This window comes from Gordonia sp. CPCC 206044 (genome assembly GCF_048537895.1).
Lineage (GTDB): Bacteria > Actinomycetota > Actinomycetes > Mycobacteriales > Mycobacteriaceae > Gordonia.
Genome location: NZ_JBCLVL010000008.1, coordinates 13,170 through 37,277 on the forward strand (window position 1 = coordinate 13,170; position 24,108 = coordinate 37,277).

Genomic DNA, 24,108 nt, shown 5'->3' on the forward strand with positions numbered 1-24,108 from the left:
TCCTCGTGTGCCGGCGGGCTGCGCCGGCCTGCATCTGTAGGTCCGCACGTCGGTGTCCGGACGGACCGCTTCGGTCGGTCGGCAAGCGCCGCATGCTCGCCGACTCTGACCGTGGTGCCGACGGGCTGCGTCGGCGTCGTGCAACGGGTTCCCTCGTTGCGGTGGCTGTCACCAGGTCGGGAGGATCGAGCGGCAGTATCGATCCGGGCGCGGTGACGACAGCACCATGTTAACAGTACGTCCGTACTGTTAACAAGCTGGCCTCCGATGGGCGCCACCTCGTCGGGCGTACATCGGACCCTCGACTTCGGCCCGCGTTCTCCAGACGATCCCATTCTGTCGTACGGTGCTGCAGGAGGTTTCGCGAGCCCAGAGGTGTGCGCGCGAATTTCACGCCCGCGAAACCTGGTCGCCCGCGGTCCGACACGACCCGGGTGGATACGCCCGTTGGTGTGGATCGATGTGAGGATGGCCAGATGAGTCCGGGTGCGACGACGCAGAGTGTGCTGGCGATCCCGACGTCGGGGGAGCCGGCCGAGGCCGTCATCGCCACGAACGTGGACATGAAGTCGTTGCTCGCCGACGTCCGTGACGACGGCGTGGCCGCGCCGGCCGATCAGGTCGCCGGTCTGCGCGAGGTGGTCGCCCACGCCAAGGCCGACGGGTATGACGTCAGTTTCGTCGTGTTCGGCGACCCGGTGAAGTTCACCTACTACCGGGACATCGCGACCGAGCTGCAATCACAGGTCGGTGGCACGGTGATCGTGCTCGGCCCCAATTCGGTGGGCAGTGCCTCGCCGTACTTCAGTCGGGTCCAGCAAGAAGAGGCGACCCAAGACCTCACGTTGACCAATCCGCCTGCCGCCGCGCAGCAGATGTGGGATCAGATGCAGGAACCGTCGCTGAACTGGACGGCGATCACCCTCGTGCTGATCGCCGTGGTGGTGGTCGGCGCCGTCGTCGCGCGGATGCGGTCGCTGCGCAAGCGCAGCGGCTCGGAATCTGTCGCAGACGCGTCGTCGCAGGGTGCCGACGATCTCTCCGCCAGTGCGGCCGGACCCGGCACGCACGACCTCTCACGCGACCTCCCGTAGCCCGCCGATCGGCCTGTCGCCGGTCCGTCTGCGCGTCGACCGCCGCTCGGTCGGCGCGATCGATTCTGTTGCGAATTCGAGACCTCCTCGCTCAGTGGGTCCTTTGACCTGTTCACGGCATTTTCGCAGGTAATCACGCCAATGTAATTCGTGACGACTGTTTTCCCCTGTGTCCGATGTGACGTACGGTTCTGTTGTCGCACGTGGTGTCCAAGTGGTTAGGGGCACCCCGAGTGATGGATGGTGCGGAGCGCGCGCAGCGTCGAACAGCCGGTCCGCGCCGCTACGCAACGGGTGCGGGAGTGACGGGGCATCTCCCCCCGAACGACGAGGGAGTTCTGGTGAGGCGAGGGAATACCGCTGTGGTCCGCGGGCGACCACCGGCAGCGCGGCGAGCGGGCCGGGTACGGCCGTCGGCACGCCTCTGCGCGCTCATGGTCATCGTCGTGCTCACGGTGCTCGGGGCCGGGCAGGCGTGGGGAGCCCCGAAGAAGACTCAGTCCGGCGCCTCGGCGCTCATCAATCAGATCGCGAAGGCCAATCAGAACATCGCCGATCTCGACCAGGCGGTCGCGATCAAGCAGGAGAACGTCAACCGAGCGCTCGTCGACTACCAGAACTCGGTCGCGGCCCAGAAGCTCGCCACCGTCGCCGAGGCCTCCGCGAAACGATCGCTGAAGTCCTCCGAGCGCGAGGTCGCCGCAGCCCAACGTCGATTCGACGAGTTCGCTCGTGACGTCTACCGGCAGGGCAGCGGGCAGGGGTCGATGGCCAACTACGTGTCCTCGGACAACCCTCAGTCGGTGCTCGACCGTGCGACGGTCATCGATCGCCTCGGCAAGCAACAGCAGGACGCGATCCAGCGTCTGCAGGTCGCGCGCAACCAGAAGGCGAATCGGGTCGCCGCCGTCGAGGCCACCCGTCGGCAGGCCACCTTCGCCACCAAGAGCGCCGCCACCCGCAAGGACGACGCCCTGGCCGCGGTGACCCAGGCCCGGCAGGTTGCCGCCTCCGAGCAGCAGCGGCGGTCGAAGCTGGTCCGCAAGCGCGACTCGGTGCAGGCCTCCCTCGACAAGATGCGGGGCGTGGTCCCGCGCAAGCAGGCCGACACCACAACGTCGGATCTGCTGAAGAACCTCTTCCCGGAGTCGCCCGGCGCGCCATCGGCGCCGGTGCCGCCCGGTACGCCGTCGGCAGGTGGCGACAACGAGGCCCTCGCGGTGGCCGCCGAGGCGGCGGCCAAGCTCGCCGTCGACGTCGGCCAGAAGGTGCTCGCCGGTGTCGTCGGCCGCCAACAGGTCCCGCACTCCCAACTCCTCGACGAACTCGGCGTGGGCGGTTCGGACATGACCGGCAGCGGACCGGATTCGCTCAGCTCCGCGCTGAGCACGGGCAGCCTCGGCACACTGTTCGGCAGCTCCGGTGGCGGCGGCATGGTCCGACCCGGACTGCGTGGCCCGCAGGCGATCGAGATCAGCGTGAACCGGGCGCTCTCGCAACTCAACGTGCCCTACGCCTGGGGTGGCGGGGATGCGAACGGTCCGACCCGCGGCATCCGCGACGGCGGTGTCGCCGACAGCTACGGCGACTACAACAAGATCGGATTCGATTGCTCGGGTCTGATGATCTACGCCTTCGCAGGTGTCGGCATCGACCTGCCGCATTACACCGGCTACCAGTACACGTCGGGTCCGCAGGTGCCGCTGGCGCAGATGAAGCGCGGCGACATGATCTTCTACGGGCCCAACGCGAGCCAGCACGTGGCCCTGTACCTCGGCGACGGCAAGATGGTCGAGGCCCCGGAGTCGGGGTCGGTGGTGAAGGTGTCGCCGGTACGGACCGCAGGTGCCATGCCCAACGTGGTGCGGCTGCTCTGAGCCGGTCGTCGCGGTCGTGAACATGTCCGCCCGCGACACCGGACGACCTTCTTGGCCGGATTTCAGTCAACGCGACTAGGCTGGCACCACGACACGGGCCCAGTGCCCAATCAGCCGCGCAGCACGTGCATGAACAGGAGCACCGCTTGACCTCTTCGCATCCCTCTGCCGAGACCGCGGGCGCAGCCGGTTCCGACGGATCGGTGACGCTGTCCGACGCCGACGTCAAGCTGCTGGAACGAGCGATCTATGAGGTGAAACGGGTCATCGTCGGGCAGGATCAGCTCGTCGAGCGCATCCTCGTGGGCCTGCTCGCCCGCGGCCACATCCTTCTCGAGGGCGTCCCCGGCGTCGCCAAGACCCTCGCCGTGGAGACCTTTGCGCGAGTGGTGGGCGGATCGTTCTCCCGCGTGCAGTTCACGCCCGACCTCGTGCCGACCGACCTCATCGGTACCCGGATCTATCGCCAGGGGCGTGAAGAGTTCGACACCGAGCTCGGTCCGGTGGTCGCGAACTTCCTGCTCGCCGACGAGATCAACCGTGCACCGGCCAAGGTGCAGTCGGCACTGCTCGAGGTGATGGCCGAGCGGCACGTGTCGATCGGCGGCACCACGTATCCGATGCCCGACCCGTTCCTCGTGATGGCCACCCAGAACCCCATCGAGAACGAAGGTGTCTACCCGCTGCCCGAAGCGCAGCGTGACCGCTTCCTGTTCAAGGTGCTCGTCGATTACCCGTCGGTCGAGGAAGAACGCGAGATCGTCTATCGGATGGGCAATGTGGCGCCGACGGCCTCGCAGATCCTGGATCCGGAGACGATGATCCGCCTGCAGCGCACCGCCGCCACGGTGTTCGTGCACCACGCACTCGTCGACTACGTCGTGCGTGTCATCAACGCCACCCGACGTCCCGCAGAACTCGGGTTGTCCGATGTCGCGGCCTGGCTGTCCTACGGTGCATCGCCGCGTGCCACGCTCGGCATCGTCGCCGCGGCCCGCGCCCTCGCGCTGGTGCGCGGTCGTGACTACGTCGTTCCGCAGGACGTCGTCGAGATCATCCCGGACGTGCTCCGCCACCGTCTGGTGCTCAGCTACGACGCCCTCGCCGACGAGGTCGATGCCGATCAGGTCATCACGCGTGTGCTGCAGACGGTCGGCCTGCCGCAGGTCGGTGCGCAACAGGTGACCGTGGGTGGCCACCCGACGGGTGCGCCCGGGCCGCAGGTCCCGAATCAGCCGGTACCGCAACAGAATTCACCGCAACAAGGTTCGTCACAGCAGGCGAACGGGGCCGCGGTGAACCAGGCGACGCCACGGTATGCCGGCCAATAGCGACCTGCCGTCGCTCGGTGCCGGCCTGCTGTCCGAGCCGCAGTTGACGGCTGCGCTGCGGACGCTGGAACTCACCGTGCGGCGCAAACTCGACGGTGTCCTGCAAGGAGAACATCTCGGTCTGATCCCCGGGCCGGGATCGGAGCCAGGAGAGGCGCGCCCATATCAGCCGGGTGACGACATCCGACGCATGGAATGGTCGGTGACCGCCCGGACCACCCAGCCGCATGTCCGGCAGATGATCGCCGACCGCGAACTCGAGACCTGGCTGGTCGTCGACGTCTCGGCGAGCCTGGACTTCGGCACGGTCAACTGCACCAAACGTGATCTCGCCGTCGCGGCTGCCGCGGCGCTGGTGCATCTGACCTCGGGCGGCGGCAACCGCCACGGTGCGATCGTGGTGACCGGCGATCAGCTCGTCCGCGTGCCGGCCCGCAGCGGCCGCGCGCACGCGCAGAACCTGCTCAAGACGATCGCCACCACCCGGCGGGCAGGCACCGGGGTACGCGGTGACCTCCACGCGGGTATCGAAGCGCTGCGTCGCCCGCAGCGTCGACGCGGGCTCGCCGTGGTGATCAGCGACTTCCTCGGCCCCATCGACTGGGAACGGTCGCTGCGTGCGATCGGCTCCCATCACGAGTTGCTCGCCGTCGAGGTCCTCGATCCGCGCGATCTGGAACTGCCCGACATCGGCGAGGTCACGTTGGCCGACGCCGAGTCCGGTGAGGTCCGCGACATCACCGTCACCCCGGCCGTGCGACGTGACTTCGCCGCCGCCGCCCGCGCGCACCAGCAGAATGTGCATCGAACGGTGCGTAGTTGCGGCGGGCCCGTGCTGAGCCTGCGCACCGACCGTGACTGGATCTCCGACACTGTCCGGTTCGTCGCGCAACGCAGGCGTGGCCTGGCCGCCGGGGTCGGGTGAGCTGCCGGTGTCGATACTCGCGAGCCCGTGGTGGCTCCTGCTCCTGCTGGTCGTGGCCGTCCTCGGCGCCGCGTACGTCTACGTGCAGCGGCTCCGCCAGAAACGTGCCCTCAAGTTCGCCAATCTCGATCTGCTCAACCGCGTCGCACCCGAGCAGCGCAATCGGTGGCGGCACGTTCCGATCGCGCTGCTGCTCGTCTCGCTGATCCTGCTCGTGGTGGCCGTCGCCGGTCCGCAGGCAGATCGCCAGGTCCCGCGCAACAAGGCGACGGTGATCCTGGTGATGGACGTGTCGCGGTCGATGAACGCGACCGACGTGGCGCCCTCGCGGATCAAGGCCGCCCAGGACGCGGCCCGCAAGTTCGCCGACGAGCTCACCGACGGCATCAACCTGGGCCTGATCTCGTATGCGGGAACAGCATCCACGCTGGTGTCGCCGACGCCGGATCACAACGCGACCAGGGCTGCCGTCGACAAGCTCCGCCTCGACGACAAGACCGCGACCGGTGAGGGGATCTTCGCCGCCATCCAGCAGATCAAGACGCTCAATGCCGTGCTCGGTGGTGACGAGGCAGCGCCACCCGCGCGCGTCGTACTGCTCTCGGACGGCAAGGAGACCGTGCCCGACGACCCCGACGATCCACGAGGAGCCTTCACCGCGGCCCGCAAGGCGAAGGAAGAGAAGATCCCGGTCTCGACCATCTCCTTCGGCACGATGGGCGGCACCGTGGACCTCGAGGGCGATCAGGTCCCGGTCCCGGTCGACGACGAGTCGCTGCGCAAGATCGCGAATCTCAGTGGCGGACAGTTCTTCACCGCTGCCAGCCTCGACGAGCTCAACAAGGTGTACGAGACGCTCCAGCAGCAGATCGGCTACGAGAAACGCAGGGGGGACAATTCCCGGCCGTGGCTGATCGCCGGTACCTTGTTAGCGCTGCTCTCGGCGTTCGCCGCGCTGGCCATCAACCGGCGACTGCCCTGACGCGCAACCCCGCAGTGACAGACGACAAGTGACGAACGGATAGGTTGTCCTCCATGGCAGACAGCAACGAAGCCCAGCAGGCCCAGGCGTCACGTTCGGTCCTGGTGACCGGTGGCAATCGCGGGATCGGACTCGCGGTCGCACAGCGCCTGGCGGCCGACGGACACAAGGTTGCGGTGACCCATCGTGGATCCGGAGCGCCCGACGGTCTGTTCGGTGTGCAGTGCGACGTCACCGATTCCGCGTCGGTCGACCGTGCCTTCGACGAGGTCGCCGAACATCAGGGACCGGTGGAGGTGCTGGTCGCGAACGCGGGTATCACCGACAACATGCTGTTGATGCGCCTGTCCGAGGAATCCTTCGAGAACGTCATCGACGCCAACCTCACCGGCGCGTTCCGGTGCGCCAAGCGCGCCACCAAGGGCATGCAGCGGGCCAAGTGGGGGCGGATGATCTTCCTCGGCTCGGTCGTCGCGATGTCCGGCGTCCCCGGACAGGCCAACTACGCGGCCTCCAAGGCCGGTGTGATCGGTCTGGCCCGGTCGATCGCCCGAGAGCTGGGCTCGCGCAACATCACCGCCAACGTCGTCGCCCCGGGATTCATCGACACGGACATGACCGCGGCGATGGAGGACAAGTACATCGAGATGGCCAAGCAGGCCATCCCGCTGGGACGGACCGGCAAGCCCGAGGACGTCGCGGCCGCGATCAGCTTCCTGGCGTCCGATCAGGCGGCCTACATCACCGGCGCGGTCGTCCCCGTCGACGGTGGCATGGGAATGGGCAACTGACCCGGTATCGACCGGACATACTGACATCCGACGACATTCGAGCTTCTAGGAGTTGAGCGTGACCGGCATTCTCGAGGGCAAGACCATACTCGTCACGGGCATCATCACCGATGCCTCCATCGCATTCTCGACCGCGAAGATCGCCCAGGAGCAGGGCGCGAAGGTGCTCATCACCGGCATCCCGGAACGCCTGCGACTGATCGACCGCATCGCCAAGCGCCTTCCGCAGGAGGTGCCGCCGGCGATCCCGCTCGACGTCACCAACGAGGACTACCTCGGGGCGCTCGCCGACAAGGTGCGCGAACTCGCACCCGAGGGTGTCGACGGCGTCGTCCACTCGATCGCATTCGCGCCGCGCACCCTGATGGGGCCCGACGCGCTGCCGTTCCTGGAAGGTCCCGGCCCCGACGTCGCGAAGTCGTTCGAGATCTCCGCCTGGAGCTACGCCTCGCTGGCCCGTGCCGTGCTGCCGGTGATGAACGAGGGCGGCTCCATCGTCGGTATGGACTTCGATCCGCGCACCGCACTTCCCGACTACAACTGGATGGGTGTGGCCAAGGCCGCGCTGGAGTCGGTGAACCGTTACGTCGCCCGTGAGGTCGGCAACGCCAAGCGTGTGCGGTCCAACCTGGTGGCCGCCGGTCCGATCAAAACCCTTGCAGCCAAGGCGATCTCCGGCACGGCCACCGACGATGCCAAGAAGCTGAACATGCTCAACACCTACTGGGACGGTGCGTCGCCCATCGGGTGGGACGTGAACAACCCGGAGGTCGTCGGCACCAGCGTGTGCACCCTGCTGTCGGACTGGCTGCCGGGCACCACCGGTTCGATCGTCTACGTCGACGGCGGCGCGAGCCACAACACCTGGTTCCCGGACAATTTCCTGGACTGACGTGGCCCCCTTCGACGCGGTCCTGTTCCTGTCCTTCGGCGGACCGGACGGGCCCGACGACGTCCTGCCGTTCCTGGAGAACGTCACCCGCGGCCGCGGCATCCCTCGCGAGCGTCTGGAGGCGGTCGCCGAGCACTACCTGCATTTCGACGGGGTGTCGCCGATCAATCGGCTGAATCTCGACATGATCGAGGCACTCCGGTCGGAGCTGGCCACACGCGACCGCGCCATGCCGGTGTACTTCGGCAATCGGAACTGGCATCCGATGATCGAGGACACGGTCACCACGATGTACCGGGACGGTCATCGGCGCATCCTGGTGTTCCCGACCTCGGCGTGGGCGGGATACTCGGGCTGTCGTCAGTACCACGAGGACATCACCCGCGCGGTCAACGCGTTGGCAGAGCGGGAGCCTGCCAGTCGCGACGACCCGGTGCTGCTGCGCAAACTCCCGCAGTACTGCACCGACGAGGCGTTCCTCGAGGCCGGTGCGGACGCGGTGCGACGGGCGAGCGCGCGGCTACCTCGGCGCGCAGCGGAGGCGAGGCTGGTGTTCACCGCCCACTCCGTGCCGCTCTCGGCAGACCGCGCCTCCGGGCCGGCGGCCGACGGAGGCGGTCTGTATTCGGGGCAGGTCCATGCGGCGGCGGCCGACATCGCGGCACGCGTGGGATCCGGACAGTTCGACCAGGTCTGGCAGTCCCGATCGGGGCCCCCCCAGATCCCGTGGCTCGCCCCCGACATCTGCGACCATCTGGAAGACCTTGCCGCCCAAGGGGTCACACAGGTCGTCGTGGCGCCGGTCGGCTTCGTCTCCGATCACCTCGAAGTGATCTGGGACCTCGACAACGAGGCAGTGCAGACCGCGGATCGTCTCGGCATGGAACTCGAACGCGCCGACACCGTCGGTACCGACCCACGCTTCATCGAGATGATCGCCGATCTCGTCGACCGCTACGCCGACGGCGGGGGAGACCTGCAGGCGTTGGGGTGTGGCGACAACGGCAGCACATGCCGCCGGGACTGCTGCGTCCCCGTGAGCCGGCCGCGGCCTGCGACGACGGCCTGAGTCGATCAGCCGGCGTCCGCGGCGGCCGTGTACTCGTCGATGACCCGGTTGACGGCGGTGGCCCGGGTCGCGCGGGCCAGCGCCGCCAGTCGTCGCAGCCGTAGATCACCGCTGTCCACATGGCGTGCGGTGGTACCGAAGGTCGGCGCCTGCAGGCCGGCAAGGGCGACGATCGCCTCCACCTTCGCGGCGGAGTCGATCACCCGGGTCGCCCGGGAGTCGTCGTGCGGCGGCAGGATCACCTCGTGGCGTGCCGTGAGCGCGGCCAAGGCGGTGCGCAGCTCCGGCCCGCTCAGCGGCACCGGCCCCGCGCCCAGCTCGCCGATCAGTGACGCGGTCTCCCGAATCGCCTCGCGCAGATCGTATTCCACCTGGCCGAGGGGTTCGGCCTGTCGGAAGGCGACCGGCGAGCCAAATCGGTACGCGCTCCACCGGCAGGTGTCACCGTCGAGCGTCGGCACCAGACCGATGGTCGAGTCGGTGCCCGTGTGATCGTGCAGCAGCACGATCTCGCCTGCGTCGAGTGCCGCGCTGGTCGCCGGGTCCGGTGGCAGACCCTGCGGATCCCCCGCGGTGGGCAGGCGCACCTCGATGCGGCCGGCACGACGTAACAGCGTCAACAGGGTCAGCCGTCCGTCGTCGACCGGATCGACGATCAGCACACCGCCGGGATCGACGACCTCGTGGCGGGCAGCGAACTCGGTCAGGGTGTCGGTGACATCGTCGGGGGCGCAACGTCCGCCGAGCCACGCCGCCGACCATGAGCCCAGTGCACAGCCCGGCCACGCGGGCGGGCCGGAGACGAAGAGATCGGTACTGGTCATAGGTCATCCACGATAGGCGAGGCGGTCAGATCGTGGTGCACTCGGCGTGCCTGATCACATCCGGGGACGTGCGGCCATACCGTGTCTGTCCGTGATCGATGACCGTTATGGACGAGACGTGTTGGCGAGCCCCAAGCGCGCGAAGCCGCGCGCACCGGAGGTGGCGGCCGACCGCGACCTCGTCGTCGAGGACGCCGCCAGCGGCTTCTGTGGTGCCGTCGTCGGTCTGGAGAAGAGTTACGCCGGCGATCTCGTGCGGCTCGAGGACCGGCGCGGACAGACCCGCGTCTTCTTGATGAACCCGGCCGCCTTCCTGATCGACGGCAAGCCGGTGACGCTGGTGCGTCCTCGTACCCGTGGCCCGCAGCAGCGCACGACCACCGCCTCTGGTTCGCGAGTCGCCCCGACCGCCCGCGCCCGGACCGCGCGGGCCAGTCGCATCTTCGTCGAGGGGGTACACGACGCCACGCTGATGGAACGCGTCTGGGGCGACGACCTGCGGGCCGAGGGTGTGGTGGTGGAGAGCCTCGACGGCCTCGACAACCTCGAGGAGGCGCTGGCCGAATTCGGTCCGGCCGCCCATCGACGGGCGGGCGTTCTGGTGGACCACCTGGTGGCCGGCTCGAAGGAGATGCGGCTGACCGGAGAGGTCGGCGAGCACGTGCTGGTATGCGGGCATCCCTACATCGACGTCTGGGAGGCGGTGAAGCCCGCGTCGGTGCGCATCGAGGCCTGGCCGACGATCCCCCGGGGGCAGGACTGGAAGACCGGGATCTGCCGCGAATTGGGGTGGGGTACACCGCAGGACGGTTGGCGTCGAGTGCTCGCCGGCGTGCGCGATTTCCGCGATCTGGAGGTCGACCTCCTCCGGTCGGTGGAGGAGTTGATCGATTTCGTGACGGCTGCGCCGGGAGACCGCTGACCGCACGCCGGTTCTGGCAGACTGGACGCATGACCGCTCTGCTGTGGTTGGCAGCCGCGATCGTCCTGGTCATCGCCGAGATGTTCGTCGGCGATCTGGTCCTGCTCATGCTCGGTGGTGGCGCGCTCGCCGCAGCCGGTGTCGATTTCTTTCTCGAACCCCCGCTGTGGGTGGACGCCGTCGTGTTCGCGGTCGTCTCGATTCTGCTGCTCGCGACCGTGCGACCGGTGGCCCGCCGACATCTGCTCAACCGTCCGCAGCTGCTCACCAACGCCGAGGCACTCGAAGGCCGCAAGGCACTGGTCACCGCACGCGTCGACGAACACGACGGTCGGGTCAAGATCGGCGGCGACGTGTGGTCGGCGCGAGTGCTCACACCGGGTGAGGTGATCGAGCCGGGCATCGAGGTGACCGTCGTCGAGATCGACGGTGCCACCGCCGTCGTGTGGAGAGGAGGCGTCTGACATGGAGTACATCGGGCTTGTCGTGCTCGTTCTCGCAGTGCTGCTCGTCGTGGTGGTGCTGGTCAAATCGGTTGCTTTGATCCCGCAGGCGGAGGCCGCGGTGATCGAGAGACTCGGCCGCTACACCCGGACGGTGTCGGGGCAGCTGACGCTGTTGCTGCCGTTCATCGACCGGATCCGTGCCCGCGTGGACATCCGTGAACGCGTCGTCTCCTTCCCGCCGCAGCCGGTGATCACCGAGGACAACCTGACGCTGTCGATTGATACCGTCGTCTACTTCCAGGTCACGAACCCGCGGTCGGCGGTCTACGAGATCGACAACTACATCGCCGGTGTGGAGCAGCTGACCATCACCACCCTGCGCAACGTCGTGGGCGGAATGACCTTGGAGGAGACCCTGACGTCGCGGGATTCCATCAACAACCAGCTGCGCGGGGTGCTCGATGAGGCCACCGGTAGGTGGGGACTGCGGGTATCGCGGGTCGAACTGAAATCGATCATGCCGCCGCCGTCGATCCAGGAGTCGATGGAAAAGCAGATGAAGGCCGACCGGGAGAAGCGTGCGACGATCCTGGCCGCCGAGGGTCAGCGCGAGTCGGCGATCAAGACGGCCGAAGGCAACAAGCAGAGTCAGATCCTCGCAGCCGAGGGAGCCAAGCAGGCGGCGATCCTGGGCGCAGAGGCCGAGCGGCAATCCCGGATCCTGCGGGCCCAGGGTGATCGCGCGAGTTCTTATCTGCGGGCCCAGGGCGAGGCCAAGGCGGTCGAGAAGACCTTCGCCGCCATCAAGGCCGCCCGACCGACACCGGAATTGCTGGCCTATCAGTACCTGCAGCAGCTACCGGAGATGGCCAAGGGGGAGGGCAGCAAGGTGTGGGTGGTGCCGTCCGACTTCGGCTCGGCGCTACAGGGTTTCGCGAAGTCGTTCGGGGCGCAGGGCGACGACGGCGTGTTCCGCTACGAGCCGACCCACGACGAGCCCAGCCCGGTGGACGAGACCGACATCGACGACTGGTTCTCGCTGACCAGCGATCCCAAGGTCGCCCAGGCGGTCGCCGAGGCCGAGGCGGTCGCACGCACCCCGGTGGAACCCGAGATCACCGGTCGTACGCGGCAGGAACTGCCGTACGAGGCGGGCGCCGCGCGTGTTCCGGCCGACGACACCGGGACACCGGACTGACGGCGTCGTTGATCGGCTCGAACGCGTGCGGGTCGATTCCTGCCGTCACTCGGCTGGACTGCTGTCGCGCACCGGTAGGCGAGCGTCGAGCACCAGGCCGACGATGCCGAGAGCGAACAGACTCGCACTCAACAGCAGCATCAGTGGGTCGCGTTGCCCGGTGAGGGCGTCGCCCAGGAACACCACGGCGGCGGTGCTCGGGGCCATGCCTATCACGCTGGCCACGATGTAGGGCATCACGCGCACCGATGACAACCCCGAGCAGTAGTTCGCCACCGAGAACGGACATGCGGCGATCAGCCGGAGCGATCCGACGGCCAGCCAACCGCGGCGACTCAGTCGGTACTCCACCGCTGCCACGACGGGCTTCTTCAGATGCGGCCGCACCCGTTCCCGCCCGATCGCGCGGACCAACACGAACGCCACGACGGCTGCGATCGTCGAAGCGATCATCGCGCCGGTGAACCCGACGAGGGGACCGAAGAGCACACCGGACGTGACCGTGAATGTCGAGCGCGGGATCGGTGCGATGGTGATCAGCGCATACGCGGCGAAGAAGGCCCAGACGAATCCGGGACCGAGCCCCTCGCCCCAGGAACGCACACTGGCGATCGATGGCATCGGGATCAGATAGGAGGCGAGCAGGACCACCGCCACCAGCGCGCTCAACATCAGGGCACGCCGCAGGACCCGTGGATCGATTCGTCGGCGAGGTGCGGTGCCCACACCATCGGATCCCGACGAGGGATCGGCGGCGGTGGTGGGCTCGACGGGCATTCCAGCCACTTTACGTTGCGACGACACTATGGCCTGCGTCACGAACACCCCTGCGAGTGTGAGCCGAGCGAGCGTTCGGCTAGAGTCGGGTACGCCGCTCGACCCGAGCATTCACGGAGGTGTGACACCGCATGTCGCAGACCACTGCGTCGACAGCCGATCGGTCCGACCGTTCGCTCGACGAGGCCTACGAGGCCTGGTCGGAGGCCGCTGCGGCGGTCCTCGCCAAATCCCGACGGTCGACCGTCGACGAACTCCCCGGACGACCCGACGAGTTGTTGTCGACGACGACACTCGACGGTCTGTCCATCCGTCCGCTCTACACGCGCAAGGACGAAACCGCCGAGTCCGGACTGCCCGGGGCGTTCCCGTTCGTCCGTGGAGCCGACCCCGAACGTGACGTGACCCAGGGGTGGCGCGTCACCGAGCGTTTCGGTGACGACGAAACCCCGGTCGCAGACGTCAACCTCGGCATCCTGGACGCTCTGAACAACGGAGCGAGTGGCCTGTGGCTGACGGTCGGACGGGGCCTGACCACCACCGACCTGGAGTCGGCACTCACCGGCGTCTATCTCGACCTGGTCCCCGTCACGCTGGATGCCGGAACCGAGGGCATCGCTGCTGCCCGCGCCCTGCTGGCGCTGCGCGAGCGGGCCGCGTCCGAGCACCTGGCCGCAGCACCCAGCTCGGCCACCGTCACCTCGTTGGGGCTGTCGCCGCTGACCGCCGCATTCTCCGGCCGGCCCACCGTCGACGTCGCCGAGGCCACCGCACTCGCCGCGGATGTCTCCGCGGGGGTTCGCGTATTCCGTGTGGACGGTACGGATTTCGCGACCGCCGGCGCCGACAACACCTTGGAACTGGGTCTGGTCGTCGCGGCCGCCGTCACTCATCTGCGTGACCTCACCGCGGCGGGAATCTCGCCCGCAGATGCTCTGCAGCAGATCACGTTTGCGGTTTCCGTGGACGACGACCAGTTCGCCACCATCGCGAAACTCCGTGCCCTGCGCCGGATCTGGGCCCGGGTCGCCGAGGTCGTCGGTGCACCTAACGCGGGTGCGGCGCTCACCCACGCGGTCACCGACCTGTCCATGCAGAGCCAGCGCGATCCGTGGGTCAACATGCTGCGCACCACCGTCGCCGCATTCGGTGCGGGTGTCGGCGGTGCCGACCAGGTCACCGTGCTCGGTTTCGACGCGGCCATCCCGGCCGATCGCCGCACCTCGAGTGCGAGTTTCTCGCGTCGCATCGCACGCAACACCCAGCTGCTGTTGCTGGAGGAGTCCAACATCGGCCGAGTGCTCGACCCGGCGGGTGGCTCCTGGTTCGTCGAGTCCCTGACCGATGATCTCGCGTCGGCGGCATGGGCCGTGTTCGGCGACGTCGAGGCCGCGGGCGGCTACCGGTCGGTACTGGAGTCCGGCTGGATCGCCGATCGTGTCGGCGCGGCACTCGCCGTGCGCGACGAGGCCGTCGCGCACCGCTCGGCCGCCGTCACCGGCGTCAACGAATTCCCGAACCTCGAGGAGAAGCCGCTCGGAGCCGGGAACGCCGACGTCACGGATCTGCCCCTGGGCAGCCCCCGCCTGGTGCGGGTCGCGCGTGCCTTCGAGGAGCTCCGCGACCGGTCCGACGGCGCGCTGGCCGACACCGGTTCGCGCCCCGGCGTCCTGCTGCTCCCGCTCGGTCCGGTGGCCGAACACAACGGCCGCACCACCTTCGTCGCCAACCTTCTTGCTGCAGGCGGCATCTCGGCGATCAACCCGGGTCCGCTGACCGCCGACGACATCGCTGCGGCGGTCACCGACGCCGGCGCGACGGTAGCGGTCATCTGTGGCAGCAAACAGCGTTACGCCGACGACGGACCGGCTGCCCTCGCCGCGGCGCGGACCGCCGGTCTCGACATGGTGCTGCTCGCCGGACCCGACAAAGAGTGGCCGACCGACGATCGTCCGGACGGTTCGCTGCGTGTCGGTATCGACGCGATCACCGTTCTGCGTGACCTTCTCGACAAGCTGACCTCCGAATCGGCAGGAGCGACACGATGACACAGACAGAGCCGAAGGCAGAGCAGGTCGGGACGGAGTCGGCTGCCGCGGCGATCCCCAGCTTTGCCGGGGTCGACCTCGCGTCGACGGCCGAGCAGACGCCTCCCGCCGCCGCCGACGCCATCGCGCGGCTGGCATCGGCGCACGGCCAGTCCGTCGACGAGGTCACCTGGACCACACCCGAACAGATCGACGTCCGACCGATCTACACCCGGGCCGATCGGGACGCGGTGAGCGCGACTGGCGAGCACCCGTATCCACTCGACTCGATTCCGGGTGAGGCGCCGTTCATCCGCGGGCCGTACCCCACCATGTACGTCAACCAGCCCTGGACGATTCGGCAGTACGCCGGATTCTCGACGGCTGCCGAGTCGAACGCCTTCTATCGTCGTAACCTCGCGGCCGGGCAGAAGGGCCTGTCGGTCGCCTTCGATCTCGCGACGCACCGTGGCTATGATTCCGACCATCCGCGCGTGGCAGGCGATGTCGGTATGGCGGGTGTGGCGATCGATTCGATCCTGGACATGCGTCAGCTGTTCGACGGGATCGATCTCGGTTCGGTGTCGGTGTCGATGACGATGAACGGCGCGGTGCTGCCGATCCTCGCGCTCTACGTGGTCGCCGCCGAAGAGCAGGGCGTGCCGCCGGAGAAGCTCGCCGGGACCATCCAGAACGACATCCTCAAAGAGTTCATGGTCCGCAACACCTACATCTATCCGCCGAAGCCGTCGATGCGGATCATCTCGAACATCTTCGAGTACACCAGCCAGAAGATGCCGAAGTTCAACTCGATCTCCATCTCCGGCTATCACATCCAAGAGGCCGGTGCCACAGCCGATCTCGAGCTCGCCTATACCCTTGCCGATGGTGTCGAGTACATCCGTTCCGGTCTCGACGCAGGTTTGGGCATCGACAAGTTCGCGCCCCGGTTGTCGTTCTTCTGGGGCATCGGCATGAACTTCTTCATGGAGGTCGCCAAGCTCCGTGCGGCGCGGCTGCTGTGGAGTGAGCTGGTCGCTCAGTTCGAGCCGCAGAACCCGAAATCGCTGTCGTTGCGGACACATTCGCAGACGTCGGGATGGTCACTCACGGCTCAGGACGTCTACAACAACGTCGCCCGCACCTGCGTGGAGGCAATGGCCGCCACCCAGGGGCACACACAGTCGTTGCACACCAACGCTCTCGACGAGGCGATCGCACTACCCACGGACTTCTCCGCGCGGATCGCGCGCAACACCCAGCTCCTGCTGCAGCAGGAGTCCGGCACGACACGTCCCATCGATCCTTGGGCAGGGTCGAACTACGTCGAGTGGTTGACCCATCAGCTCGCCGAGAAGGCTCGGGCGCACATCGCCGAGGTCGAGGAGGCCGGCGGGATGACGCAGGCCATCAACGAGGGCCTGCCGAAGCTCCGCATCGAGGAGGCCGCCGCACGTACCCAGGCGCGTATCGACTCGGGACAGCAGCCGTTGATCGGTGTGAACAAGTACCGGGTGGCCGACGACGAGGAGATCGAGGTCCTCAAGGTCGACAACTCCAAGGTGCGCACCGAGCAGCTCGAGAAGCTGGAACGGCTTCGCGCGCAACGCGATCAGGCTGCCGTCGACAAAGCCCTCGCCGATCTGACGCGCGCCGCGGCGGACACCTCCGGCGGGATGGAGAACAACTTGATGGCCCTGGCCATCGAGGCCGCGCGGCACCAGGCGACCGTTGGCGAGATCTCCGAGGCCATGGAAAAGGTCTATGGTCGCCACCAGGCGGAGATCAAGACCATCAGCGGGGTGTATCGACATGAGGCGGGCGATGTGAGCAACGTCGACGGAGCCACCGAGATCGTCCGGCAGTTCGCGGACGCGGAGGGTCGTCGCCCGCGTGTGCTCGTCGCCAAGATGGGTCAGGACGGCCACGACCGTGGGCAGAAGGTGATCGCGACCGCGTTTGCCGACCTCGGCTTCGACGTGGACGTGGGCCCGTTGTTCGCCACTCCCGAGGAGGTCGCCGCGCAGGCCGCCGACAACGACGTGCACGTCGTCGGTGTGTCCTCACTGGCCGCCGGCCACCTCACCCTGGTGCCTGCGCTCAAGAAGGCACTCGAGGATGTGGGTCGTGGCGACATCATGATCGTCGTGGGCGGCGTCATCCCTCCGGGTGATTTCGATGCGCTCTACGAGGCAGGCGCTTCGGCGATCTTCCCGCCCGGCACCGTGATCGCCGATTCCGCAGTCGAATTGGTCACGAAGCTCGCCTCGAGCCTCGGCCACGAACTGAGCGGCGTCGCCGGCGAGTGATGGCGCGCACAGTCGATGTCGACGCGCTCGAAGAGGCGGTTCTCGCCGATCGGCGGTCCGGGCTGGCCCAGGCGATCACCCTGGTGGAGTCGACCCGTCCGGATCACCGCGCCGCGGCACAGGAACTCCTGCTTCGGCTGACACCGCACTCCGGCCGGTCGTTTCGCGTGGGGATCACCGGCGTACCGGGGGTGGGGAAGTCGACCACCATCGAGACGTTGGGCATGTACCTGATCGAGCAGGGACACAAGGTCGCGGTGCTGGCGGTGGATCCGTCGTCGACGCGGACCGGTGGGTCCATCCTCGGTGACAAGACCAGGATGGGTCGCCTGTCGACGTCGCCCGACGCCTACATCCGTCCGTCGCCGACCTCGGGCACTCTGGGCGGTGTCGCGAAGGCGACGAGGGAGACCATCGTTCTCGTCGAGGCGGCAGGCTTCGACGTCGTGTTGGTGGAGACCGTCGGCGTGGGGCAGTCCGAGGTGACCGTCGCCAACATGGTCGACACGTTCACCTTCCTGACGCTGGCCCGCACCGGGGACTCGTTGCAGGGCATCAAGAAGGGCGTCCTGGAACTGGCGGACGTGGTGGTGGTGAACAAGGCCGACGGCAAGCATCGGATCGAGGCCAAGGGTGCGGCGCGCGAGCTGACGAATGCGCTGAAACTGCTGTATCCGCACGACGCGCTGTGGTCGCCGCCGGTCCTGACGATGAGCGCGCTGGAGAACTCCGGCATCGACGACTACTGGAACGCCGTGCTCCGGCACAAGAAGACGCTCAGCGACGCAGGCGAGTTCGCCGCGCGGCGCAACCAGCAGCAGATCGACTGGACCTGGGCGATGGTCAACGACATCGTGCTGTCCCGTCTCGCCGACAGCTCCGAGGTCAAGGGCATCCGCGCCGACGTCGAGAACCGGGTTCGGGCAGGCGATCTCACCCCGGCACTGGCGGCCCAGGAGATCGTCGACGCCTTCGATCAGCGAGACTGACCGCGTCGTCGGTGCGGTGGCCCGGAGCGGGCTTGGCTGCCCCGGGCCACCGGTGCCCATCCGACCGACTAGGCGAACTCGTCGGCCACTGGATCGAGCAGACCGATCACGTACTCCACCGAGGGCGCACTCGGCACGCCGAAGGCAGGCGCGTTGTCGTTGGTCAGATAGACGACGGTGTCGTCACGTACCGCGGTCAACGAATCCCAGCCGGGCACTTTGGCATAGACCGACTTGTCGCCGAGCGTCCACGCGACGAGGAGATCGGAGTCCAACAGGTCGATCCGTTCCGACGAGATCATCGACCGGGTGGCACCGCCCTTGTTCTCGGCGGCCAGCTTCGGGTTCAGCACGAATCCGAGTTGGGTGAGCAGCCCGGCCGCTGCGTCCTCGGTGGAGTTGACCGCGCCGACCCCGCCGGTCTGCTGGAACTGCGCGAAGGTGAACGTCTTGCCCACGGCCGCCGGATGATCCGCCTTGAACGCGTCGATCTTGTCTTGCGTGGCGGTCACCAGCTCGGCGGCGTCGGACTCCTTGCCGAAGATCTTCCCCGTGGTCGTGGTGATGTCTTCCCACGTGTCCACCGACGCGCCCTTGCGCATCACCGGGATCGTGGGTGCCAGTGCGCTGAGGCGGTCGTAGTTCTTCTGGTCACCCACGTAGCCGGCCAGGATGAGGTCCGGTTTGAACGCCGCGAGTTCGGCCACGTCGATCGAGGTGAGCGAGTCCACGACCTTGATCTGTGACTCGTGGTCGGGAGTCCATTCGAAATGGTTGTTCGGGCCCGAGTAGCCCTTCTGGACGAACTCCGCGGTGATCGGGATGTCCAGCGCGGCAAGGGTGTCGGTCCAGTTGGTGCTGAACGTGACGACTCGTGTCGGCTCGTGGTCGATGGTCGTGGCGCCGTACTCGTGTTCGACGGTGACCGGGGTATGAGCCGCGCTGCTCTCGGGATCGTCCTCTGCGGGCGCCGAGCAGGCGGCCACCAGGGTGATCAGTGCGGCGGACGCCGCGAGCAGCAACGGTCGAACGGTGAAACGGTTGGGGTTCACGGTAGGTACCTGTTTCTCGGGATCGGACGTTGCGGCGACGTTCGTCGCAGATCACATGTCCAACGTGGCACCTCCGTCGACCCTCAGGTCGTGCATCGTCAGGTGACGGGCCGCATCCGAAAGCAAGAAGACCACCGATGCGGCGATGTCGTCCGGTTCTGCGATGCGCCCCAACGGGATACCGAGACGGAACTGTTCCGGGTCGCCGGCCAACACGGCGTCTCGATCATCGTCGGATGTCCACATCCCGCGCAGCATCGGTGTGTCGGTCGAGCCGGGGGAGACGATGTTGACGCGTATCCCGTCGCGGGCGACGGCGAGTCCGACGCTGCGTGCATACGAGGTGGCCGCGGCCTTCGAGGCGGCATAGGGAGCCATCGCGGCGCGGGGGATCGCTCCTGCGTTGCTGGAGATCACCACGGCACTGCCGTGTCCACGCGGCGCCATCGCGGTCACCGCCGTGTCCAGGAGGTTGCGGACGCCCGTGGCGTTGACGGCCAGACACCGGTCCCAGTCGTCGCAGAGCACTCCGGCACCGCTGACCACCAGGTCGACCGGCCCGTGGGCGTCCTCGAGGGCATGCCAGGCGTCGTGCACCGCGGCACGGTCGGTGACGTCCACTGACCGCACGCCGTCGCCGGAGACGTCCCACCCGTCGACCTGTGCACCCGCGGCCTCCAGCGCCGCCACGACGGCACGCCCGATGCCGCCGGTCGCCCCGGTGACCACGGCGGTCTTCCCCGCGATCCCGGCGACGCCGTGCTCGGTCACCGGGCCGAACCGGAGGCGACCGCGGCGTCGGCGATCTCGGTGGTGGCGGTGGTGGTGCCGGCGGCCAGCGACTTGATCACCGCGTCGGTGGTGAGTACCAGCCCGGCGCGCTTGGCGATGTAGTTCGCCGCCATCTCGTGTTCGTCGCGGCTGAAGTCGCCGAGGGCGTCGATGACGAAGAACGGGGCGACATCGCTCATGAACGCCTCCGTGGCGCTGATCATGCAACCCATGTGCGCGTAGACGCCGACGACGATCAGCTGATCGCGGCCGTGATGTCCGAGCAGTTGGCGCAGGTCGGTGCGCTGGAAGCCCGAGTAGCGCCACTTGGTGACCTTGATGTCACCGGGACGCGGATCGAGTTCGGGGACGATCTCTTCGTCCCGGCCGGTGTCGAGGCCTGCGCCCCAGAAGTCGGCCAGGATGCCGCGACGTGACGGATGCTGGTCTCCGGGTTGTGCGGTGTAGATGACCGGCACACCGGCGGCCTCGCACGCTTCGCGGATGCGCACCATGTTCGGCAGAGCCGTTGCCATCGGTTCCTGATCGAGCCGGAAGGCATCGATGAAATATCGCTGCATGTCGTGGATCAACAGGGCGGTGCGTGGCGCCTCGAGAGTCCAGTCGACACGGGCAGGGAACGGTCCACGGGGGATGTCATAGGGGTTGATCGAAGGAATAGCCACGACATTAGGGTAGCCTCACCTGTCGTGAAAGTTTCCCCTTGGCCCCAAGAACTCGCTGATCGCTATCGTGCGCTGGGCTTATGGCAGGGAGAGACGTTCGACGACGTCCTACGTGCACGTGCCGAGGATTCGGCCGACCGTACGGCCGTCGTGGACATCGATCGCCGCCTGAGCTACGCCGAATTGAACGACAGGGTCGACCGTCTCGCCGCCGGCCTCGCCGTGTCGGGGATCGCACCCGACGACCGCGTGCTGTTACAGATCCCCAATCGGGTCGCCTACGTCGAAATCGTGTTCGCACTGTTCCGGATGCGGGCGATCCCCGTGTTCGGTCTGCCCGCACACCGGGAGGCCGAACTGGTCGGCATCGCCCGATCGTCCGGGGCGGTCGCGATCATCTCGCCACGCGTGTACGAGGGTTACGACCACCGTGCCCTCGCGGAGACCGTTGCCGCACAGGTCGACTCGGTCCGGCAGTTGATCGACGTCGACGACCTCGAGGCACTGTGGGCCGAACCCGTCGACCACGGCCGGGCCGCTCCCGGCGATCTCGCGTTCCTGCAGCTCTCCGGGGGCAGCACGGGCGTACCCAAACTGATCCCGCGCACGCACGACGACTACCTCTACAGCATCCGGCGCAGCAACGAACTCTGCGGCGTCACCGCCGAGACCGTCTACATGGCGGCGTTGCCGGTCGCGCACAACTTCCCGATGAGCTCACCGGGCATCCTCGGCGCCCTGTACGCGAGGGCAACAGTGGTGCTCACCGAGTCTCCGACGCCGTTCGTCGCGTGGGAGCTCGTGCAGCGCGAACGGGTGACCATGCTCGGCCTGGTGCCCCCGCTGGCCAGATTGTGGACCGAGACCGCCGAACGGGGCACCGACTTCGATCTGTCGTCGCTGCGGACCGTTCAGGTGGGCGGGGCGCGCTGCCCGGACGAACTGGCCCGGCGGATCGGCCCGGCTCTGGGTGTGACCCTCCAGCAGGTGTTCGGGATGGCAGAAGGGTTGGTCTGCTACACACGACTCGACGATCCGCTCGACGAGGTGTGCACCACCCAGGGGCGTCCGATGTCCGACGAGGACCTACTGCGCATCGTCGACGAGGACGGAGATCCGGTCACCGAGGGCAGTGGCTTCTTGGAAACCCAAGGGCCCTATACGATCCGGTCGTACTGGAACGACGCGAGTCCCGACTCCTTCGCACCGGACGGCTGGTATCGCACCGGTGACGTCGTCGAGCTGTCCGAGCTCGGCAATCTCGTCGTGCGAGGGCGCGGCGGCGATCGGGTGAACCGCGGTGGGGAGAAGGTCTCGGCCGAGCAGCTCGAGGAGGAACTGCTGGCCCACCCCGCCGTGCGTGACGCCATCGTCGTCGCCGTGGCCGACCCCTACCTCGGTGAACGTACCTGTGCGTACGTGATCCCGGCCGACCCGCAAGAGCCGCCGACCCTCGCGGGAATCCGTCAGTTCGTCCGAGAGGCCGGTCTGGCCGAGTGGAAGCTGCCCGACATGGTGAAGGTCATCGAGGCATTCCCGGAAACCGGCGTCGGCAAGGTCAGTCGTCGGAAGTTGCGCGAGCTACTGGCCGGCTGATCGACCCGCGTGGGTCGTCTCGGCCGCGGGCGCAGCTTCCTTGCGTACCGCGGCCAGCGACCGCAGCGCGACGGCCGCCACGACCGACAGCACGACCATGGTGATGCCGTAGTACACGATGGCGTCCGATGCCACCCAGATGGTGCCGAAAACGCCGGCCACCAGGGCGCCGACGGTGACGCCGCCGACCTCCTGTGCCATCCAGATCCCGTTGACACGGCCGAGCATCGGGCCGGGGGTGTGACGCTGGATGATGGCGTAGCGCAACACTTCCTGGATCGCCTCGACGAAGCCGATCACCATCAGCAGCCCGATCGCCAACCAGGCCACCGGCGCCAGGCCGAACAGGATCTGCACGACGAACGCCGCGCTGAGGGCGCCGAGCAATAACCGCCCGGGCCGCTGCACACGCGCCAGCCAGCCACTGGTGAGTGCGGCGATCATGGCGCCGGCGGCAACTGCCGCATACAGCAGACCCGTTGCGCGGGCGTCGGATGCGAACCTCTCGGCGACCAGTGCGGGCAGCAGCGCGACGACTCCGGCCCCCACCATCGCCAGCACTCCCACGACCATCACCCCGGCGACGACGCGTTGGCCGAGGATGAACGTGATCAACGATTCTTTCGGCGCGGCGCGGTCGGGATTCGCGGGCTCGTCACCGGACAGGGGTGCGCTCGGTGGCATGGACGGCAGACCCAGCAAGATCAGCGCGGTCATGCTCGCCAGCACCGCGGCCACCACGTAGGCCCATTCGACCCTGGCACCCGCGATGATGAATCCGGCGATACCGGGGGAGACGGCGGACCCGATCCGTACCGTCAGCGAGCTGAGCGCTCCGACGGCCACGAGCTTGTCGCGCGGGATCAGCGTCGGTACCGCGGCCATCAACGCCGAGGTGGACAGCGAGCCGATCAATCCGTTGACGCCGGCGACGACGTAGAGGGCGACCACCGACGGGGTGCCGGGGATCGTGCCGAACGCATTGATCGCCAACAGTGCGAAACACACCGCCGCCGCGCTGCGGCCGATCAGGATCAGCCGCTTGCGATCGAAGCGGTCGGCGAGCGAACCGCCGATCAACATTCCGACGAAGGTGGTGATCCCGGTGACCGCGCTCGCCGCACCCACATGGGCAGAAGAGTTCGTCAGGTCGAACATCTGCACCGGCACCGACACCAGCAACAGGCCGATGCCGATCAACGAGATCAGGCGGGCCACGAAGATCCGTCGGAAAGGTGCGCTCACGCGCAACGGTGAGATGTCGATCAGGACCGACCGTGCGCCGCCCATCAGATGAGCCCTCCCGGGCCGCAGGCGGGGTCGACTGCACAAGCTGGCTGAGCCAAGTGGATACTCACAACAGATAGCCTAATCATCACGAACCGATTAGGGAATCCGCGTGCCCCCTTGCGCAACGCAGGCCAACGATGAAAGTGTGCACTGGTAACAAAGGTTAGGCTAAGCGATGTTCGGATAGCGCGAGGATGATCCGCCTTTCGTGCCAGGATCACCGCGGTTCCGGGGTTGCCAAATAGCTCTCCACGAATAAT

The 24,108-nt window shown here is 67.6% G+C and carries 21 protein-coding genes; 15 read left to right on the top strand and 6 right to left on the bottom strand.

The window, feature by feature from the left end; genetic code table 11:
- Positions 1–476 precede the first annotated feature (476 nt).
- The 8 genes from AAFP35_RS14145 (at position 477) to AAFP35_RS14180 (ending at position 8,961) form a co-directional block, all read left to right on the top strand.
- Positions 477–1,094, top strand: coding sequence for a DUF6676 family protein (locus AAFP35_RS14145; RefSeq protein ID WP_419222270.1), 618 nt, complete (start codon positions 477–479; stop codon positions 1,092–1,094).
- A 341-nt stretch (positions 1,095–1,435) separates the two neighbouring features.
- Complete coding sequence (locus AAFP35_RS14150) at positions 1,436–2,971, top strand: NlpC/P60 family protein (RefSeq protein ID WP_419222271.1); 1,536 nt, start codon at positions 1,436–1,438, stop codon at positions 2,969–2,971.
- A gap of 146 nt (positions 2,972–3,117) precedes the next feature.
- On the top strand, positions 3,118–4,302 hold the full coding sequence (locus AAFP35_RS14155) for an AAA family ATPase (protein ID WP_419222272.1): 1,185 nt from the start codon (positions 3,118–3,120) through the stop codon (positions 4,300–4,302).
- Complete coding sequence (locus AAFP35_RS14160; RefSeq protein ID WP_419222273.1) at positions 4,289–5,227, top strand: DUF58 domain-containing protein; 939 nt, start codon at positions 4,289–4,291, stop codon at positions 5,225–5,227. Before AAFP35_RS14155 ends, AAFP35_RS14160 begins: the two co-directional genes overlap by 14 nt.
- A 13-nt stretch (positions 5,228–5,240) precedes the next feature.
- Positions 5,241–6,209 (top strand): VWA domain-containing protein, encoded by a 969-nt coding sequence (locus tag AAFP35_RS14165; protein WP_419222500.1) that lies wholly within the window; start codon positions 5,241–5,243, stop codon positions 6,207–6,209.
- Positions 6,210–6,262: 53 nt separating this feature from the next.
- Positions 6,263–7,000: a 3-oxoacyl-ACP reductase FabG1 gene (gene fabG1 / locus AAFP35_RS14170; protein WP_419222274.1), complete on the top strand. Its 738-nt coding sequence runs from the start codon at positions 6,263–6,265 to the stop codon at positions 6,998–7,000.
- Between the two features lie 58 nt (positions 7,001–7,058).
- Positions 7,059–7,892: an NADH-dependent enoyl-ACP reductase InhA gene (gene inhA / locus AAFP35_RS14175; protein ID WP_419222275.1), complete on the top strand. Its 834-nt coding sequence runs from the start codon at positions 7,059–7,061 to the stop codon at positions 7,890–7,892.
- 1 nt (position 7,893) lies between these two features.
- Positions 7,894–8,961, top strand: a complete 1,068-nt coding sequence (locus AAFP35_RS14180) for a ferrochelatase (RefSeq protein ID WP_419222276.1) — start codon at positions 7,894–7,896, stop codon at positions 8,959–8,961.
- 5 nt (positions 8,962–8,966) lie between these two features.
- Here the strand turns inward: AAFP35_RS14180 and AAFP35_RS14185 are convergent, their stop codons facing one another.
- A complete protein-coding gene (locus AAFP35_RS14185; RefSeq protein ID WP_419222277.1) occupies positions 8,967–9,785 on the bottom strand; it encodes a hypothetical protein in 819 nt (272 codons plus the stop codon).
- A gap of 94 nt (positions 9,786–9,879) precedes the next feature.
- Here AAFP35_RS14185 and AAFP35_RS14190 point away from each other — a divergent pair, with 94 nt between their 5' ends.
- Genes AAFP35_RS14190 through AAFP35_RS14200 form a run of 3 tightly spaced genes read left to right on the top strand, consistent with a single transcriptional unit; the run spans position 9,880 to position 12,351 of the window.
- The gene (locus tag AAFP35_RS14190) at positions 9,880–10,707 is read left to right on the top strand and encodes a DUF3097 domain-containing protein (protein ID WP_419222501.1); all 828 of its coding nucleotides are present in this window, start codon (positions 9,880–9,882) and stop codon (positions 10,705–10,707) included.
- A 29-nt stretch (positions 10,708–10,736) separates the two neighbouring features.
- Positions 10,737–11,171 carry an NfeD family protein gene (locus AAFP35_RS14195; protein ID WP_419222278.1) on the top strand — a complete coding sequence of 145 codons (435 nt, stop codon included), beginning with the start codon at positions 10,737–10,739 and terminating at the stop codon, positions 11,169–11,171.
- Between the two features lies 1 nt (position 11,172).
- Positions 11,173–12,351 (top strand): SPFH domain-containing protein, encoded by a 1,179-nt coding sequence (locus AAFP35_RS14200; RefSeq protein ID WP_419222279.1) that lies wholly within the window; start codon positions 11,173–11,175, stop codon positions 12,349–12,351.
- A 45-nt stretch (positions 12,352–12,396) separates the two neighbouring features.
- Here the strand turns inward: AAFP35_RS14200 and AAFP35_RS14205 are convergent, their stop codons facing one another.
- A complete protein-coding gene (locus AAFP35_RS14205; RefSeq protein ID WP_419222280.1) occupies positions 12,397–13,128 on the bottom strand; it encodes a TVP38/TMEM64 family protein in 732 nt (243 codons plus the stop codon).
- Between the two features lie 131 nt (positions 13,129–13,259).
- Here AAFP35_RS14205 and AAFP35_RS14210 point away from each other — a divergent pair, with 131 nt between their 5' ends.
- The 3 genes from AAFP35_RS14210 to meaB are packed head-to-tail and all read left to right on the top strand — an operon-like array spanning position 13,260 to position 18,453.
- Complete coding sequence (locus tag AAFP35_RS14210) at positions 13,260–15,176, top strand: methylmalonyl-CoA mutase family protein (protein ID WP_419222281.1); 1,917 nt, start codon at positions 13,260–13,262, stop codon at positions 15,174–15,176.
- Positions 15,173–17,464 (top strand): methylmalonyl-CoA mutase, encoded by a 2,292-nt coding sequence (gene scpA, locus AAFP35_RS14215; RefSeq protein WP_419222282.1) that lies wholly within the window; start codon positions 15,173–15,175, stop codon positions 17,462–17,464. The genes AAFP35_RS14210 and scpA overlap by 4 nt, the downstream gene beginning before the upstream one ends.
- Entirely contained in the window at positions 17,464–18,453 is a 990-nt protein-coding gene (gene meaB, locus AAFP35_RS14220) for a methylmalonyl Co-A mutase-associated GTPase MeaB (protein WP_419222283.1), read from the top strand. Before scpA ends, meaB begins: the two co-directional genes overlap by 1 nt.
- 68 nt (positions 18,454–18,521) lie before the next feature.
- On the opposite strand, the gene AAFP35_RS14225 is transcribed toward meaB, so the two are convergent.
- Genes AAFP35_RS14225 through AAFP35_RS14235 form a run of 3 tightly spaced genes read right to left on the bottom strand, consistent with a single transcriptional unit; the run spans position 18,522 to position 20,962 of the window.
- Entirely contained in the window at positions 18,522–19,505 is a 984-nt protein-coding gene (locus tag AAFP35_RS14225; protein ID WP_419222284.1) for an ABC transporter substrate-binding protein, read from the bottom strand.
- A 51-nt stretch (positions 19,506–19,556) separates the two neighbouring features.
- Positions 19,557–20,276, bottom strand: coding sequence for an SDR family oxidoreductase (locus tag AAFP35_RS14230; RefSeq protein ID WP_419222285.1), 720 nt, complete (start codon positions 20,274–20,276; stop codon positions 19,557–19,559).
- Positions 20,273–20,962: an isochorismatase family protein gene (locus AAFP35_RS14235; protein WP_419222286.1), complete on the bottom strand. Its 690-nt coding sequence runs from the start codon at positions 20,960–20,962 to the stop codon at positions 20,273–20,275. The genes AAFP35_RS14230 and AAFP35_RS14235 overlap by 4 nt, the downstream gene beginning before the upstream one ends.
- A gap of 24 nt (positions 20,963–20,986) precedes the next feature.
- Between AAFP35_RS14235 and AAFP35_RS14240 the strand changes: the two genes are divergently transcribed.
- The gene (locus tag AAFP35_RS14240) at positions 20,987–22,558 is read left to right on the top strand and encodes a (2,3-dihydroxybenzoyl)adenylate synthase (RefSeq protein ID WP_419222287.1); all 1,572 of its coding nucleotides are present in this window, start codon (positions 20,987–20,989) and stop codon (positions 22,556–22,558) included.
- On the opposite strand, the gene entS is transcribed toward AAFP35_RS14240, so the two are convergent.
- Positions 22,544–23,848 carry an enterobactin transporter EntS gene (entS, locus tag AAFP35_RS14245; RefSeq protein ID WP_419222288.1) on the bottom strand — a complete coding sequence of 435 codons (1,305 nt, stop codon included), beginning with the start codon at positions 23,846–23,848 and terminating at the stop codon, positions 22,544–22,546. The genes AAFP35_RS14240 and entS overlap by 15 nt on opposite strands.
- Between the last annotated feature and the right edge of the window lie 260 nt (positions 23,849–24,108).

Bases quoted from the DNA above. Each gene is read 5' to 3' on its own strand.
- AAFP35_RS14145 (WP_419222270.1), top strand. From the start codon at position 477: ATGAGTCCGGGTGCGACGACGCAGAGTGTGCTGGCGATCCCGACGTCG.
- AAFP35_RS14160 (WP_419222273.1), top strand. From the start codon at position 4,289: ATGCCGGCCAATAGCGACCTGCCGTCGCTCGGTGCCGGCCTGCTGTCC.
- fabG1 (WP_419222274.1), top strand. From the start codon at position 6,263: ATGGCAGACAGCAACGAAGCCCAGCAGGCCCAGGCGTCACGTTCGGTC.
- AAFP35_RS14185 (WP_419222277.1), bottom strand. From the start codon at position 9,785: ATGACCAGTACCGATCTCTTCGTCTCCGGCCCGCCCGCGTGGCCGGGC.
- AAFP35_RS14195 (WP_419222278.1), top strand. From the start codon at position 10,737: ATGACCGCTCTGCTGTGGTTGGCAGCCGCGATCGTCCTGGTCATCGCC.
- AAFP35_RS14200 (WP_419222279.1), top strand. From the start codon at position 11,173: ATGGAGTACATCGGGCTTGTCGTGCTCGTTCTCGCAGTGCTGCTCGTC.
- AAFP35_RS14205 (WP_419222280.1), bottom strand. From the start codon at position 13,128: ATGCCCGTCGAGCCCACCACCGCCGCCGATCCCTCGTCGGGATCCGAT.
- AAFP35_RS14210 (WP_419222281.1), top strand. From the start codon at position 13,260: ATGTCGCAGACCACTGCGTCGACAGCCGATCGGTCCGACCGTTCGCTC.
- scpA (WP_419222282.1), top strand. From the start codon at position 15,173: ATGACACAGACAGAGCCGAAGGCAGAGCAGGTCGGGACGGAGTCGGCT.
- meaB (WP_419222283.1), top strand. From the start codon at position 17,464: ATGGCGCGCACAGTCGATGTCGACGCGCTCGAAGAGGCGGTTCTCGCC.
- entS (WP_419222288.1), bottom strand. From the start codon at position 23,848: ATGGGCGGCGCACGGTCGGTCCTGATCGACATCTCACCGTTGCGCGTG.